13 protein-coding genes are annotated in these 13488 nt (G+C 68.9%); 4 read left to right on the top strand and 9 right to left on the bottom strand.

The window, feature by feature from the left end:
• The first annotated feature begins 53 nt into the window (after positions 1–53).
• Positions 54–1244 (top strand): amino acid aminotransferase, encoded by a 1191-nt coding sequence (locus AC1Q6E_RS00710; protein WP_492572031.1) that lies wholly within the window; start codon positions 54–56, stop codon positions 1242–1244.
• A 21-nt stretch (positions 1245–1265) separates the two neighbouring features.
• Here the strand turns inward: AC1Q6E_RS00710 and AC1Q6E_RS00715 are convergent, their stop codons facing one another.
• Both AC1Q6E_RS00715 and AC1Q6E_RS00720 read right to left on the bottom strand, forming a co-directional pair.
• Positions 1266–2270, bottom strand: a complete 1005-nt coding sequence (locus AC1Q6E_RS00715; protein WP_492572032.1) for a Bug family tripartite tricarboxylate transporter substrate binding protein — start codon at positions 2268–2270, stop codon at positions 1266–1268.
• A gap of 35 nt (positions 2271–2305) precedes the next feature.
• Complete coding sequence (locus AC1Q6E_RS00720) at positions 2306–3121, bottom strand: alpha/beta fold hydrolase (RefSeq protein ID WP_152793550.1); 816 nt, start codon at positions 3119–3121, stop codon at positions 2306–2308.
• A 122-nt stretch (positions 3122–3243) separates the two neighbouring features.
• Between AC1Q6E_RS00720 and AC1Q6E_RS00725 the strand changes: the two genes are divergently transcribed.
• The gene (locus AC1Q6E_RS00725) at positions 3244–4149 is read left to right on the top strand and encodes a LysR family transcriptional regulator (RefSeq protein ID WP_296556792.1); all 906 of its coding nucleotides are present in this window, start codon (positions 3244–3246) and stop codon (positions 4147–4149) included.
• A gap of 31 nt (positions 4150–4180) precedes the next feature.
• Here AC1Q6E_RS00725 and AC1Q6E_RS00730 read toward each other — a convergent pair whose 3' ends face one another.
• The 5 genes from AC1Q6E_RS00730 to AC1Q6E_RS00750 form a co-directional block, all read right to left on the bottom strand.
• A complete protein-coding gene (locus tag AC1Q6E_RS00730; RefSeq protein ID WP_492572033.1) occupies positions 4181–5767 on the bottom strand; it encodes a CYTH and CHAD domain-containing protein in 1587 nt (528 codons plus the stop codon).
• 103 nt (positions 5768–5870) lie between these two features.
• Positions 5871–6878: a 2Fe-2S iron-sulfur cluster-binding protein gene (locus AC1Q6E_RS00735; protein WP_492572034.1), complete on the bottom strand. Its 1008-nt coding sequence runs from the start codon at positions 6876–6878 to the stop codon at positions 5871–5873.
• On the bottom strand, positions 6875–7381 hold the full coding sequence (locus tag AC1Q6E_RS00740; protein WP_492572036.1) for an aromatic-ring-hydroxylating dioxygenase subunit beta: 507 nt from the start codon (positions 7379–7381) through the stop codon (positions 6875–6877). The genes AC1Q6E_RS00735 and AC1Q6E_RS00740 overlap by 4 nt, the downstream gene beginning before the upstream one ends.
• 1 nt (position 7382) lies before the next feature.
• The gene (locus AC1Q6E_RS00745) at positions 7383–8639 is read right to left on the bottom strand and encodes an aromatic ring-hydroxylating dioxygenase subunit alpha (RefSeq protein WP_152793554.1); all 1257 of its coding nucleotides are present in this window, start codon (positions 8637–8639) and stop codon (positions 7383–7385) included.
• A gap of 36 nt (positions 8640–8675) precedes the next feature.
• Entirely contained in the window at positions 8676–9653 is a 978-nt protein-coding gene (locus AC1Q6E_RS00750; protein ID WP_296556794.1) for a Bug family tripartite tricarboxylate transporter substrate binding protein, read from the bottom strand.
• A 116-nt stretch (positions 9654–9769) separates the two neighbouring features.
• Between AC1Q6E_RS00750 and AC1Q6E_RS00755 the strand changes: the two genes are divergently transcribed.
• Positions 9770–10678 (top strand): LysR family transcriptional regulator, encoded by a 909-nt coding sequence (locus AC1Q6E_RS00755; protein ID WP_296556795.1) that lies wholly within the window; start codon positions 9770–9772, stop codon positions 10676–10678.
• Positions 10679–10720: 42 nt separating this feature from the next.
• Here the strand turns inward: AC1Q6E_RS00755 and AC1Q6E_RS00760 are convergent, their stop codons facing one another.
• Positions 10721–11626, bottom strand: coding sequence for a cell division protein FtsX (locus tag AC1Q6E_RS00760; RefSeq protein WP_152793556.1), 906 nt, complete (start codon positions 11624–11626; stop codon positions 10721–10723).
• Positions 11623–12318 (bottom strand): cell division ATP-binding protein FtsE, encoded by a 696-nt coding sequence (locus AC1Q6E_RS00765; RefSeq protein ID WP_152793557.1) that lies wholly within the window; start codon positions 12316–12318, stop codon positions 11623–11625. Before AC1Q6E_RS00765 ends, AC1Q6E_RS00760 begins: the two co-directional genes overlap by 4 nt.
• 145 nt (positions 12319–12463) lie before the next feature.
• Here AC1Q6E_RS00765 and AC1Q6E_RS00770 point away from each other — a divergent pair, with 145 nt between their 5' ends.
• On the top strand, positions 12464–13483 hold the full coding sequence (locus AC1Q6E_RS00770) for an amino acid ABC transporter substrate-binding protein (protein ID WP_152793558.1): 1020 nt from the start codon (positions 12464–12466) through the stop codon (positions 13481–13483).
• Positions 13484–13488 lie beyond the last annotated feature (5 nt).

A 13488-nucleotide genomic window follows, 5' to 3' on the forward strand; every position in this document is an offset into this window, starting at 1 on the left:
GCTTGAAAAGCGCCACTCTATAATCGATCAACAGTTCCAAGGAAAATCGTTCCATGTTCGAGCACGTCCCCCGCTATGCCGGCGACCCCATCCTGTCGCTGGTGCAGACCTTCCTGAAAGACCCGCGCGAGCACAAGGTCAACCTCAGCATCGGCTTCTACTACGACGGCGCCGGCAAGGTGCCCGTGCTCGGCAGCGTGGGCCAGGCCCGCGACCGCATCGACACCTCGGTGCCGGCGGTCTACCTGCCGATGGAGGGCGATGCCCAGTACCGCAAGGCGATCCAGGAAACCGTGCTGGGCGCCGGGCACCGCGCCGTGGCCGAGGGCCGGGTGGCGACCATCCATACCCTGGGCGGCTCGGGCGCGCTCAAGGTGGGCGCCGATTTCCTGAAGGCGCACTTCCCCGGCAGCGAGATCTGGATCAGCGATCCGACCTGGGAGAACCACTACAACATCCTGGGCGGCGCGGGCTTTCCGATGCACGCCTTCCCCTACTACGATGCGGCCACCCACGGCATCCGCTTCGACGAGATGCTCGCCGCGTTCGAGACGCTGCCCGAGCGCAGCATCGTGCTGCTCCAGCCTTGCTGCCACAACCCGACGGGCATCGATCCGACGCGCGAGCAATGGCTCAAGATCATCGACGTGCTGGTCGCCCGCAATGCCATCCCGTTCTTCGACATGGCCTACCAAGGCTTCGGCGACGGCCTGGAAGAGGACGCCTGGGTCGTTCGCGAGACGGCCGACCGCGGCATCGCCATGCTGGTGGGCAATTCGTTCTCGAAGAACATGTCTCTGTACGGCGAACGCGTGGGCGGGCTGTCGGTGGTCTGCCCGACCGCCGACGAGGCCGGCCGCGTGCTGGGCCAGCTCCAGGCCACGGTGCGCAAGAACTACTCCAGCCCGGCGCTGTTCGGCAGCCGCGTGGTCAGCACCCTGCTGAACGACCCCGCGCTGCGCGAGGAATGGAAAGGGGAAGTGGCGCAGATGCGCACGCGCATCCATGCCATGCGCAGGGGCCTGCGCGACCGCCTGCACGCCCTGCGTCCGGACCTGGACGTGGATTACTTCGTCAACCAGCGCGGCATGTTCAGCTACACCGGCCTGAACCCGGCGCAGGTCGACCGCCTGCGCGACGAGTTCGGCGTGTACCTGATCCAGTCCGGCCGCATGTGCGTGGCCGGACTGTTCGAGGCCAACCTGGACTACGTGGCCGCGTCCATGGCCAAGGTCCTGGCCTGATCCAGGCTGGCGCGGCGCGGCTCAATCGAGCCGGATGTTCGCCTTGTCGATGACCTGGCGATACAGGCCGCGCTCTTCCTCGACCTGCCGCGCCAACGCCGCGGCATCGACGCCGGGCACGTCGAAGCCGCGCTCGTTCAATTGCCTGACGAAGGCCGGATCGCGCAGGATGCGGTTCAGGTGCGCGTCCAGCCTGGCCCTGGCGCGGGCATCCATGCCCGCGGGCGCGAGCAGGCCGACCCAGCTGTCCACGGCGGCCAGGGCCGGATAGCCGCGCTCGGCGAAGGTGGGCGTGTCCGGCAGCAGCGGACTGCGCTGCCGGCCGGTAACGGCCAGCGCGCGCAGCTTGCCCGCCTGCACCTGGGGCGCCACGTTGGTGACGGTGTCGAAGGTGGCCGTGATGTTGCCGCCCAGCAGGCTGCTCATGGCCGGTGCCGCCCCCTGGTAAGGGACGTGCAGCATGGAGATGCCCGCCGCCTGGTTGAGCAGTTCGCCCAGCAGATGGGTGATGTTGCCATTGCCGAACGAGCCGTACGAGACGCTCCCGGGCGCCCCTCGCGCCTTGTCCACCAACGCCGCCAGATCATTCAGGCCACTGCCGCCGCTGGTGGAAAACACCATCTGGTTGGTTCCCACCAGCGCCACCGCTTCCAGGCGCTTCACGTCGAACGGCAGCTTGGCGTAGAGCTGGGGAATGATGGTCAGCGTGGAGTTGGGCGCCAGCATCAGCGTGTAGCCATCCGGCGCGGCCCCGGCCAGGGCGGTGGCGGCGATGATCGTGGCGGCGCCGGGCTTGTTCTCGACCACCATGGGCTGGCCGGTGCGCTCGGAGAAGTCCTTGGCCAGGATGCGGCCCACCAGGTCCATGGCGCCACCGGGCGGATAAGGCACCAGCAGCTTGACCGGCCTGTCCGGATACCCGGCCTGCGCGTGCGCCGCCATGGGCGCGACGGCCGCCAGCCACAGCGTGGCCACGGCGGCGAGCAACAACGATGTTCCTGCGAAAAACGATCTTGCGATGAACATGGGAAGACTCCAGCTCCAAGGGTGGAACGGCGGATTCAGGCGGACGGCGCGCGCCCGGCCAAGGCATCCAGGAATGCGCGCAGGCGCGCGTTGAAGGCCGCGGCCTGCTCGATGTTCAGGAAGTGGCCGCAGTCCTCGAAGATGTCCAGCTCGCTGCCGGCGATGGCCCGGGCGATGGCCTGCATCTGTTCGACCGGCGCGAGCTGGTCCTGCCTCCCGCCCAACACCAGCGTGGGCACGCGGATGTCGGCAAGCGCCAGATAAGGCGGCAACTGTGTGCGCACCGGCACGATCTGGCGGTACTGGTCCAGTCGCAGGCGCATCAGGCTGTCGCGCAGGCGGGCCACGACGTCGGGCGCCGTGGCGGGCCCCATCAGCTTGGGCAGCAGGCTGTCGGCCAGCGCCTGCCGGGGCCGCTCGGACTCCAGGGGAGCCAGGCGGTCGCGGGCGAACTGTTCGCCATGGGCCACGGGCGCGTCCGCCGGCCGGCAGGCGGCCAGCACCAGGGCGCTGACCCGCTCGGGTGCGCGCGCATAGACGGACTGGATCACCAGGCCCCCCATGGACAGCCCCACCAGCGGCGCGCGCGCCAGGCCCAGCGTGTCCATGACCGCCAGCACGTCGGCGGCGAAATCGTGGAAGTCCAGGGTGCCGGGGATGTCGTCGCTATGGCCGTAGCCGCGCAGGTCCAGTGCCACGGCCCGATGATCGCGGCCGAAATGCTCCAGCTGGTCCCGCCAGTTGTCCAGGTTGCCCCCCACACCGTGCACGAACACGATGGGCTCGCCCTGGCCGTGCGACTCGTAGGCGATCCGGGGCGTGCCGGAGGTGAGCTGATATCCTTGATGCATGGGTGTCGCGACCCTCGAAAAAATGGGAAACCTTGGTGGAAGCCCATTCTATGCATGTCCTGGAGCGGCCTGCTAGATGGCTTTGGGCTACCTGAGTCATAACCAATGGATATGGGGCGTGCATGGACGCCAAGCTGCAGCATTTTCTCGCGGTGTACGAACACCGGTCGCTGGGCAAGGCCGGCCGGGCGCTGGGCATGTCGCAGCCCGCCCTGAGCAAAAGCCTGCGCCAGCTCGAACAGTCGCTGGGCATGGCACTGTTCACCCGCCACGCCTGGGGCGTGGCGCCGACGGTCTACGCGCATACGCTGCTGCCCTACGTGCGGGCGATCGACATGCAATTCGCCGCGGCGCAGGAAGAACTGGACGCGCTCAAGAGCGCGCACATCGGTGTCGTGCGCGTGGGCTGCGGCGCCGGGGCGTCGGCCTCGCTGCTGCCGCGCACGCTGCTCAGGCTGTACGGCGAACGCCCGGGCATGCAGGTCTTCGTGGAAGAAGGGCTGTACCACCCGCTGGTCATGAGCGTGCGCGAGGGGCGCCTGGACATGGCGGTGACCATGCTCACCAACCTGGAACTGCCGGCGGCGCTGGCCCATTGCCGGCTGATGGCCGACCCCTTCCATGTCGCCCTGGCGCCCGACCACCCATTGCGGGAACTGCCGGGCCGCTCATGCCTGCCGCGCCTGCGGGACTATCCCTGGGTGCTGCCGCCGCAGAACGGCGTACTCCGGCCGCATCTGGTGGCGTTGTTCAAGCAACTGGAACTACCGGCGCCCACGGCCACCGTGCAGGGGGTCTCCATTCCGTGTACCGCGGAGCTGCTGCGCAAGGGCCGCTTCCTGACACTGTTGCCGGACTCCGTGCTGCGCCACTATCCGGACCTTGCCGTGCTGCCCCTGCCGGAGCTGTGCCTGCGGCGCGACCTGGTCGCCGTCTGGAACCAGGAGATACCGGCGACGCCGGCGGCGGAGTATTTCCTGGCCTTGCTGCGGGACGAGGCTGCGCGGATGTCCCCCGGCACGGCATAGCGCGCAACGCCCGGGCCCGCGGCCCGCGCCTTCACCGCCGGGGCTTCCAGGGCAGCCGGGCCTCGGCCAGCGCGCCAAAGGCCGCCTCGGCCTGGACCTCCAGCTCGCGCAGCCGGGCCGCGATCCATCCCAGCGCGAACCAGGCCTGGGAATGCGCGTCGGCCAGCGAGGCATAGTGCGTGCGCGCCACGACCAGATCGTTGATCTCGCCCAGGATGTCCTGCAGCGCCGAGAGCTTCTTGCGATAGGCGCGCACGCGCGCGGCGCGGTACAAAGGCGCCGACAATGCCAGGCCGTAGCGCAGGCGCTTGGCCAGCTTGCGCAGGGCGTGGCGGCGCTCGTCCTCCAGGCGCACGAAATGCCGTCCGTCGCGCACCAGCCGGCCGTGCCACTTCCGCAGGCGAGGCGTCACCGCGCGCGCGAGGCGGACGGGGCGCCCGGGCTCCGGTGCCGCGGCGGGCTCGGCCGACGGCAGCCCGCCGGCCATGGGCAGGCCGGGAGCCGGCTCGCGTATCCCCACGTTCCAGGCCAGAAGGCCCAGCAACCAGGACTGGAAGTCCACCGACGCCGCCAGCGTGGCCGCGTCGGTCCCGGCCTCTGGCTGCCATTGCAGGGGCGGCATGCCGGCATCGACCAAAGCGGACAAGACCGCGCCGCCCATGACGTCCTGGTCGCGGACCCGGCCAAAGTCGGAAAAATGCCTGCGCGCGCCGTCCCGCAGTCCGGCCGGAGGCAGCTCGGCATTTCCGTCCAGCAGTTTCCACGCCGAGCGCAGCCTGCGCATGCCGACGCGCAATTGATGCACGTGTTCAGCGCCCCCCAACCGCACCCCGGGAGGCGCGTCGGCGGCGGCCAGCGGCGCCGCGTTGCGGGCGATCTGTTCGAAGCATTCGGCGGTCATCGCGGCCAGCGCCCGGTCGGGCGCTTCGTCCTGGCCGAGCTCGATCCCGGCCGCGAAGCGCGGCCCCCAGAACGCGGCGATCTCCGCTTCCCTGACCTGCGGGCGCTCGTCCAGCGGCGCCGCGGCGATCCGCGCCGCCGCGTTGGCCAGCCCGTCGCCACGCTCGGCCTTGCTCCGCAGGTCCAGCACCAGGCCGTGCCGGGCCAGCCAGCGGCCGGCCACGATGAACAGCGCCTGGGGCCGCCCGGACACCAGTTCGAACTCCAGCTCGCACACCGGCAGCTCCAGCCCCTGCGCCCGGATCGTACCCACATCGTAGGCCGCTTCCACCGTGCCCGCGCGGGTACGCACCGCCACCGCCCGGCGCCAGACGTCGGTCTCGTAGCGCACGACCAGTTCGGCGGTCAGTCCGGCCAGCACCGCTTCGGCCGGCGTACCGGCATAGACGGACAGGTCCAGGGCCCGGCCGGGACTGGGATGGTTCAACTCCACGCGCGACATGGCGTCGGCGCCCGCCATCTTGAAGGTCTGCACCCACGTGCGGCCTTCCTGGCGCAGCCGGATCGCCGCCCGCTGGCGGGCGAGCTGCCTGTCGGGCGTGTCGAAATACATCGCGCGCAGATGCATGCGGGGCGCGGATGACAGGGAAGCGAACTGACCGGCGACGGCCTTGTGAGCGGCGGAGGGGACGGAAAACTTGAGTTCTTGTTCTACCATCGGGAGCAGATCGGCCGCGAGCATGAGAATCCCCAATGGTAGCGCTCAGCCCCGCTCCAGATTATGACAATTCATTTTCGAGTAACAAAAACAAGGCCGCCGCTCACGGCCCCACGACGAAAGCGTCGCTGAAGAAGTGCGCGGGCGGCAACCCGGCGTGCGCGGCGAACTCGCTGCGAGCCGCGGCGATCATGGCCGGCGAACCGCACGCGTAGACGTGCGCCGTGGAAAGATCGGGAAAGTCTTCCAGTACGGCCCGGTGGACCATCCCGGCCCGCGCGCCGTCCAGCGCGCCGTCCAGCGCACCGGCCGGCTCGTCCGACAGGACGGGAACGAAGCGCAGGCCGGCATGGCGGGCGCGCCAGGCGGCCACGGTTTCCAGCGCGTACAGATGGCGCGGCGTGCGCCCGCCCCAGTACAGGGACAGCGGCCGCTCGACCTTGCGCTTGAGCATGTCCTCGATGATGGACGCCATGGGCGCGAAGCCGGTGCCGGTCGCCACGAAGACGATCGGCCCTTCGTGCTCCTCGCGCCAATGGAAATCGCCGAACGGCAGCTCGATCTCCAGTGACTGCCCCCGTTCCAGTCCGGGCAGGATCGCGCCGGTGAAATGGCCGCCCGGCACATGGCGGATATGCAGATGCGCCTCGTCGCTGATGCCCGGCGGGTTGGCCATCGAGAACTGCCGCCGCTGGCCGTCCCGCAGCACGACCTGGAGATACTGTCCGGCGCGGAACCGTACCCGCACCCCCGCCGGAAAGCGCAGCCGCAACAGCGTGACGTCGTCGGCCAGGCGGTCGATCCTGTGGATCCTGGCCAGCACACGCTTGCGCGCGGACCGGTCGGCCGGGCGTATCGAGGACGGACGTATGGTCACATCGCTCGACGGCGTGGCCCGGCAATAGAGAATGCCCTGTCCGGCGGCCGTGCATGCCGCGCCCGCCACGACCACCTCGCCGCTGTCCAGCCCACCCTCGCAGTTGCCGCACACGCCTTTGCGGCAGGAATAGGGCAATTCGAAGCCGGCGCGCTCGGCGGCGTCGAGCAGCGACTCCCCCGCCTCGCAGGGAAAACGATGGGGCGTCCCCGCGACGGTGACGTCCCAGGTCATAGCGGTATCGCCAGCAGCGTATCGAAGCTGGAGCTGTCGCACACGACCCGCCGCTCCACGATTTTCGCCTCGTCGCCGGCGTCCAGGCGCAGCACGTCGACGTAGCGGCCGGTCACGAACAGGTCGGTGCGGCCGGTGCGCATGATGCGATAGACGGCGAACGGCGTCTCGGCGCAAGCCCGGCCGCCCTCCAGCGACAGCACCGAGGCGGGGCCGACCAGGTGGCGGTAGCGGTGGCCTTCATAGATGTTGGCCTCCCGCAGGCCCGACACCCGGTCGCGCAGCATGCCCACCGAATCGGCGTAGACGATGCCGCCCACGAATCCCCGGCGATGGTTGTCGTCGGACGTGACGGTGTACAGGCATCCCTCGTCGAAGAAATCCGGCCAGGCCTCCAGTGCGTCGCTGTCTATGCAGCGGGCATAGGCGGCGTTCAAGCGGTCGATGCGAAGCTGCGCGCACATCCGGGCGTCCAGCCATTGTTTGACATCCGATTGGTCCATGTCAGACTCCCATGTGGCGGCGATAGGCTTTCCAGAAACCGCGCACCGACGCTTCGGTGGCGCGGGTGTCGGACGATGCCGTGTCTTCGCCCCCCATCTCCAGGACCGCCGAGTATTCCCGGGCCGTGCCCACGCCGCGCTGGACGAAACCGCCCACCGCGCCGTCCTCCATCGAGACCAGTCCCGCCGGCCCGACCAGGTTCAATTGCCGGTGCCGCATGCGCCGCAGCTCGGGCGTGTCGTCCGCGTAGCCGAGGTAGGTCCAGTTCAGTTCGGTGGCGTCGATGTCCTTGGGCAGCACCTGGCGCACGACCATGCTGTTGTTGACCTGTCCCAGGACGAAGCCCGGGAACACCGACAGGATCTGGAGGGTGATGCCGTCGCCGACCTCGTCCACATAGTCGAGGAAGCTCGGGTCCTGGAGCCGGTAATGCTCGTTGTCGACCCGCAATTCCTGGTCCTTGTATTCCGACCCGGCTTCGAGGCTCTTGTCGATGATCGAGTAGCTGACATGGCTGCCGCCATCGGGCGAGACGATCAGGCCGCCGCGCTGGGTCAGGCGGTTGATCTCGAACGTGGTCAGGAACAGATGCAGCAGGCTCGCGTGGTACGAGTCCTTGACGTTCTCGAAATACAGCTTCCAGTTGTTGGGCAGGATCTGCGTGTAGCGGCCGATGACCTCCAGCGGCCGGTCGCCCAGCAGCCGGCGGATGCGCGCCAGCACGTCCTCGCCGATGTATTCCTCGATGGGATCGACGTCGTCGCTCAGGCTGCCGAACACCAGCCCGCAGGTGGCGGCGATGCGCAGCTTGCGCGGCGCGTGCCGGCCCGCGTCGAAGCCCGCCGGCATGCCGCCCTTGCCGTTCACCCCGTGCTGGAAGGCCACCCCCTTGACGTTGCCCTGCAGGTCGTAGGCCCAGGCATGGTAGACGCAGGAAAAGCCCTTGGCGTTGCCGGCGTTCTCCAGCGCGATCAGCGCGCCCCGGTGCGCGCACCGGTTCTCGAAGCCGTACAGTTCACCGTCCGCGTCGCGCGTCACCACCACCGGCATGGCGCCCATGAAGGTGGATACGTAGTCGCCGGGCTCGCGCAGCTCCGCCTCCAGGCACAGGTAGTTCCAGGTGGCGCCTTCGTAGATGCGCTGCTGTTCCAGGTCGTGCACCGCACGGCTCTGGTACGCCTCGAACGGCACGCGCGTCAGCGTATCCGGCCAGGCCGGCATGCCGGCCTCGATGCGATCCTCTGTGGTCGTTTCCATTTCTGTTCCTCGTCGCCGGCCCCCGGCCGGCACTCCTCAATCCAGCGTGACGTGGGCGGTGCGGATCACCGCCCCCCAGCGCTCGGCTTCCTTGCCGACGAAGGCCGCCATCTCGGCCGGCGTATCGCCGACGGGAGCGGCCGACAAGTCGGCGAATCGCTTCTGCACGTCCGGCATGCGGACGATCTCCGCCACCGCCTGGCTGATCCTGGCGGTGATGGCCGGCGGCGTCCCGGCCGGGGCGGCGAAGGCCACCCAGCTGCCGGCAACGACGTCGGGCAGCCCCAGCTCGCCGAAGGTCGGCACGTCGGGCAGCGAGGCCACCCGCCTGTCCGCCGCGACGGCGATGATCTTGACCCGCCCCGATTGATGGAACGCCAGCGACGAGCTGATGTTGTCGAACATCAGGTCCACTTTCCCGCCTATCAGGTCCGTCAGCGCCGGCGCCGTCCCCTTGTAGGGGATGTGCAGCAGCTGGGCCCGCAGTTCCATGCTGAACAGATTGGCGGCCAGGTGCGAGGTCGTGCCGTTGCCCTGCGACGCATAGGTGAACTTGTCCGGATTCCCGCGTATCTGGCGGAACAGGTCCTGGGGCGGCATGGCGGCCAGCTCGGGCCGCACCACCAGCACCGTGGGCATGGTCGCGGCCACCGAGATGGGCGCGAAACGGCGGGCGTCATAGCCCAGCTTCTTGTACAGGTTGAAGTTGATCGCCATCGGTCCCGGCGGGCTGGCGATCAAGGTATAGCCGTCGGGCTCGGCCCGGGCGAAGGTGTCCGCGCCGATGTTGCCGCCGGCGCCGGGCCGGTTCTCGACGATGACCGGCTGCGACCACTTCAGGGCGAGCTTCTCGGCCACGATGCGCGGGATCGAATCCGCCGTTCCCCCCGCGGGAAAGGGAACGATGATCCGGATCGGCTTGGACGGGAACGTATCGCCGCCCTGCGCCCCCGCGGATCCCATACAGGTCCATGCCACGATGCCCGCTGCCAGCGGTGCCACGAATTGCTTCACGATCGTCTCCTCGGCGCGGTTCCATCACGCCTGTTTCTAAGGTCGACATCGTAATTACTTTTAACTTGAGTGATAATCCACGAATTCGCCCGATCACTTTTTTCATTTCGAGAAAGATGGACACGCTGGACAACATGCGCGCCTTCCTGGCGACCGTCCGTACCGGCAGTTTTTCCGAAGCGGGGCGCCAGCTGGGCGTCTCGCCCTCGGTGATCACCAAGCGCGTGGGGCAGCTGGAGTGGAAGATGCGGGGACAATTGTTCAACCGGTCGACCCGCAGCGTCACGCTGACCGACCTGGGCGAGCAGTTCCTGCCGCGCATCGCGGGCCTGGTGGCCGATTTCGACGACACGCTGGGAGAAATGACGAAGACCCGGGGCGGCCTGCTGGGCCGCATCCGCATCAAGATCCCGACCACGCTGGGCGCCCCCTACCTGGCCCGCGTCCTGACCGAGTTCCAGCAGGCCCACCCGCAGGTGCTGCTGGACGTCGTCATGCTGGACCGGTCCGTCAACCCCGTCGAGGAAGGCTTCGACATCGTGGTCGGCGCCCTGCCCGAGCTGTACGCGAACGTGGACGACGAGTGGCTGGCCCCGTATCCGCGCGTGGTCTGCGCGGCGCCGTCCTACCTCGAGGCGCGCGGCCACCCGGCACATCCGCGCGAGCTGACCGACCACGATTGCCTGGTCTTCACGCCCTCGGGCGCGCTATGGCAGTTCGAAAACGCGAACGGCACGGTGCAGGTGGAGGTCCGGTCGCGCTTCACGTCCAACAGCAGCCGCGTGCTGCGCACCTCGGCCATCGCGGGCAATGGCATCACGGTCCTGTCGGCGGGCATGGCCGCGCCGGCGCTGGCGCGTGGGCAGTTGCGCACGGTGCTGGACGGCTACCGGCTGCCGGAGCTGGCCTTGAAGGCGTTGTTGCCGCGTACCCGCGGCGCCCTGCCCCGGGTACGGGCCCTGGTCGACTGGCTCAAGCGGGGGCTGGCCGAGAACGGGGACTGGAGCGACGAGGAAAGCCTCTGACGCCCCGGGGATCGCGCCCCGCGTCGCGGCGGGGCAGGCGGATCAGAAGCGGGTGTTCCGGGTGACCGACCAGCGCGCGGACAGCGCCCCCAACAGGGCCACCCCGACCACGAAAGCCGCCAGCCACTCCCACTGGGGCAGGCGCAGCGCGAACTCGGTCCCGTAGCTGCGGGCCAGGTCCGCCAGCGCGGCGTTGAGCGGATCCAGCACCAGGGCCACGAGCCCGATGGCGGCCAGCGCGGCCACGCCGCAACTGATCGCCCCCAGGTACAGGAAAGGCCGCCGGACGAAGGACTCGGTGGCGCCCACCAGCCGCGCGACGCCGATTTCCTCGCGCTGCGACAGGGCCTGCATGCGCACGGTGTTGAACACCGCCGCCAGCACGGCCACCGCCACCACCAGGGCAAGGAACAGCAGGCTGGCGCGGGCGAACCGCAGGATGGCCTCCAGCCGCTGCACCCAGGCGCTGTCCACCTGCACCATGTCGACCTTGGCCCAGGTCTTCCACAGGGCGGCGAGCTTGGCCGACCGCTGGGCCAGGCCCTCGCCCTCCAGCGTCACCACGATGGCGTCGGGCAGGGGATTGTCGGGCAGCACCGCCAAGGCCTGGGCGTAGGCCGGGTTGGCCTTGAGCTCGGACAACGCGCGGTCGCGGCTGATCACCCGCAGGGCCTGGATCTCGCTGGCGTGGTCGCGCCGGATCCGGTCGGCCACGGCGCCGGTCTCGGCCGGCGTGGCGCTGACCTGCATGAAGACGGTCATCTCGGGATCGGCCGTCAGGTGGCTGGCCACCGGCCGCAGCGACATCAGCGCCGCCGCGCCCAGCAGGGGAATGGCCAGCGCCAGCGTGATGACGAGGATGTTGGCGACGGACGAGAACGGCTGCGACAGCAGCCGGCGCAGGGTCACGCCCAGCGCGTAGCGATGTTGGCGGATCAGGGGGCTCATGCGTGGACCTCCCCGCCCAGGCGCGGCGTGCGCTTGCCACCGTCGGTAACCCGGCCTTCCTTGACCAGCAGCACGCGCGTGGCGTAGTCGGTGATCAGGCTTTCGTCGTGCGTGGCCAGGATCGTGGTCACCCCCACGCGGTTGAAGTCGCGGAAGACTTCGACGATGCGGCGGGCGCTCTCGCGGTCCAGGTTGGCGGTCGGTTCGTCGGCGATCAAGAGGCCGGGACGGTTGACGATGGCCCGCGCGATGGCCAGCCGCTGCTGGTCGCCGCCGGACAACTCCTGCGGCCGCAGCCCGTCCTTGCCCGACAGGCCGACACGTTCGATGGCGGCGTGCGCCCGCCTGGCGGCGGCCGACCGCGAATGGCCGGTCACGGTCAGGGGCAGCATGACGTTCTCGAAGGCGCTGCGGTCGCTCAGCAGGTGCACGTCCTGGAGGATGGTGCCGATGGCGCGCCGCAGGTAGGGACGGAAGCGGCCGGGCAGCTTGCCGACGTCCTTCCCGTTGACCAGGACCGTGCCCCGGTTGGGAACGTCCAGCCCGGCGATGAGCTTGAGCAGGGTCGACTTGCCCGCCCCGGAAGGGCCGGAGACGAAGACGAATTCACCCTGGGCGATGCCGAAGGTCACATCGGCCAGCGTGTCGATGCCCCGGCCATAGGATTTGTAGACTTGCTGGAATTCGATCATGAGGTCGAAATAGTAACCTGGGCCGCCCGACGACGACAGGCCCCGAGGTTTTCATCATACCCAACACATGCTACGGTACGTTTCCCCACGAGGCCGTGGCCGGCGATGCTTTATAGTCCAGGGCCGTCCGCGCCAGGAGCCCGCCATGAAAGCATTGAAAACCTTCCTCGCCGCCGCCCTGATGATGGGCGCCGCGCACGCCGCCCACGCCGGCCCCACGCTGGACGCCGTCAAGAAGAAGGGCTTCGTGCAATGCGGCGTCTCGACCGGCGTGGCCGGCTTCAGCAATCCCGACAGCAAGGGCAACTGGACCGGCATCGACGTGGACCTGTGCAAGGCCATCGCGGCCGCGCTGTTCGGCGACGCCACCAAATTCAAGCTGACGCCGCTCAACACCCAGCAGCGCTTCACCGCGCTGCAATCGGGCGAGGTCGATGTCCTGCCCCGCAACACCTCCATCACGCTGCAGCGCGACGCGGCGCTGGGCCTGACGGGCGTGGGCGTGAACTTCTATGACGGCCAGGGGATCCTGGTATCGAAGAAGCTGGGTGTCAAGAGCGCGAAGGAACTCAATCAGGCGGCCATCTGCCTGCAGCCGGGCACCACCACCGAGCTGAACCTGGCCGATTGGTTCCGCGCCAACAAGCTGACCTTCAAACCCGTGGTCATCGACAAGTTCGACGAACTGGTCCGCGCCTTCGCCGCGGGCCGCTGCGACGCCTACACCACCGACATCTCGGCGCTGAACGTGATCCGCGCCACCAAGCTGTCCAACCCGGACGACTACGTCGTGCTGCCCGAGATGATCTCGAAAGAGCCCCTGGGACCCATGGTGCGCCGGGGCGACGAACAATGGGCGACCATCGTCCGGTGGACGCTGAACGCGATGATCGAAGCCGAGGAATACGGCATCACGTCCAGGAACGTCGACGAAATGGCCAAGAGCGCCAATCCCAACGTGCAGCGCATCCTGGGCGTGACGCCCGGCGCCGGCAAGAACCTGGGCGTGGACGAGAAGTGGGCCTACAACATCGTCAAGCAGGTCGGCAACTATGGCGAGAGCTTCGAACGCAACCTGGGCCAGGGCAGCCCGATGAAGATGCAGCGCGGCGCCAACGCGCTCTGGACCCATGGCGGCCTGATGTACGCGTGGCCCATCCGCTGACGCGC

The organism is Pigmentiphaga sp. MLSB6-MA01, assembly GCF_058793475.1.

Coding starts and splice junctions, on each gene's coding strand:
- AC1Q6E_RS00745 (WP_152793554.1), bottom strand. CDS start 8,639: ATGGAAACGACCACAGAGGATCGCATCGAGGCCGGCATGCCGGCCTGG.
- AC1Q6E_RS00715 (WP_492572032.1), bottom strand. CDS start 2,270: ATGTTCATCGCAAGATCGTTTTTCGCAGGAACATCGTTGTTGCTCGCC.
- AC1Q6E_RS00735 (WP_492572034.1), bottom strand. CDS start 6,878: ATGACCTGGGACGTCACCGTCGCGGGGACGCCCCATCGTTTTCCCTGC.
- AC1Q6E_RS00725 (WP_296556792.1), top strand. CDS start 3,244: ATGGACGCCAAGCTGCAGCATTTTCTCGCGGTGTACGAACACCGGTCG.
- AC1Q6E_RS00765 (WP_152793557.1), bottom strand. CDS start 12,318: ATGATCGAATTCCAGCAAGTCTACAAATCCTATGGCCGGGGCATCGAC.
- AC1Q6E_RS00770 (WP_152793558.1), top strand. CDS start 12,464: ATGAAAGCATTGAAAACCTTCCTCGCCGCCGCCCTGATGATGGGCGCC.
- AC1Q6E_RS00760 (WP_152793556.1), bottom strand. CDS start 11,626: ATGAGCCCCCTGATCCGCCAACATCGCTACGCGCTGGGCGTGACCCTG.
- AC1Q6E_RS00710 (WP_492572031.1), top strand. CDS start 54: ATGTTCGAGCACGTCCCCCGCTATGCCGGCGACCCCATCCTGTCGCTG.
- AC1Q6E_RS00730 (WP_492572033.1), bottom strand. CDS start 5,767: ATGGTAGAACAAGAACTCAAGTTTTCCGTCCCCTCCGCCGCTCACAAG.
- AC1Q6E_RS00720 (WP_152793550.1), bottom strand. CDS start 3,121: ATGCATCAAGGATATCAGCTCACCTCCGGCACGCCCCGGATCGCCTAC.
- AC1Q6E_RS00740 (WP_492572036.1), bottom strand. CDS start 7,381: ATGGACCAATCGGATGTCAAACAATGGCTGGACGCCCGGATGTGCGCG.
- AC1Q6E_RS00755 (WP_296556795.1), top strand. CDS start 9,770: ATGGACACGCTGGACAACATGCGCGCCTTCCTGGCGACCGTCCGTACC.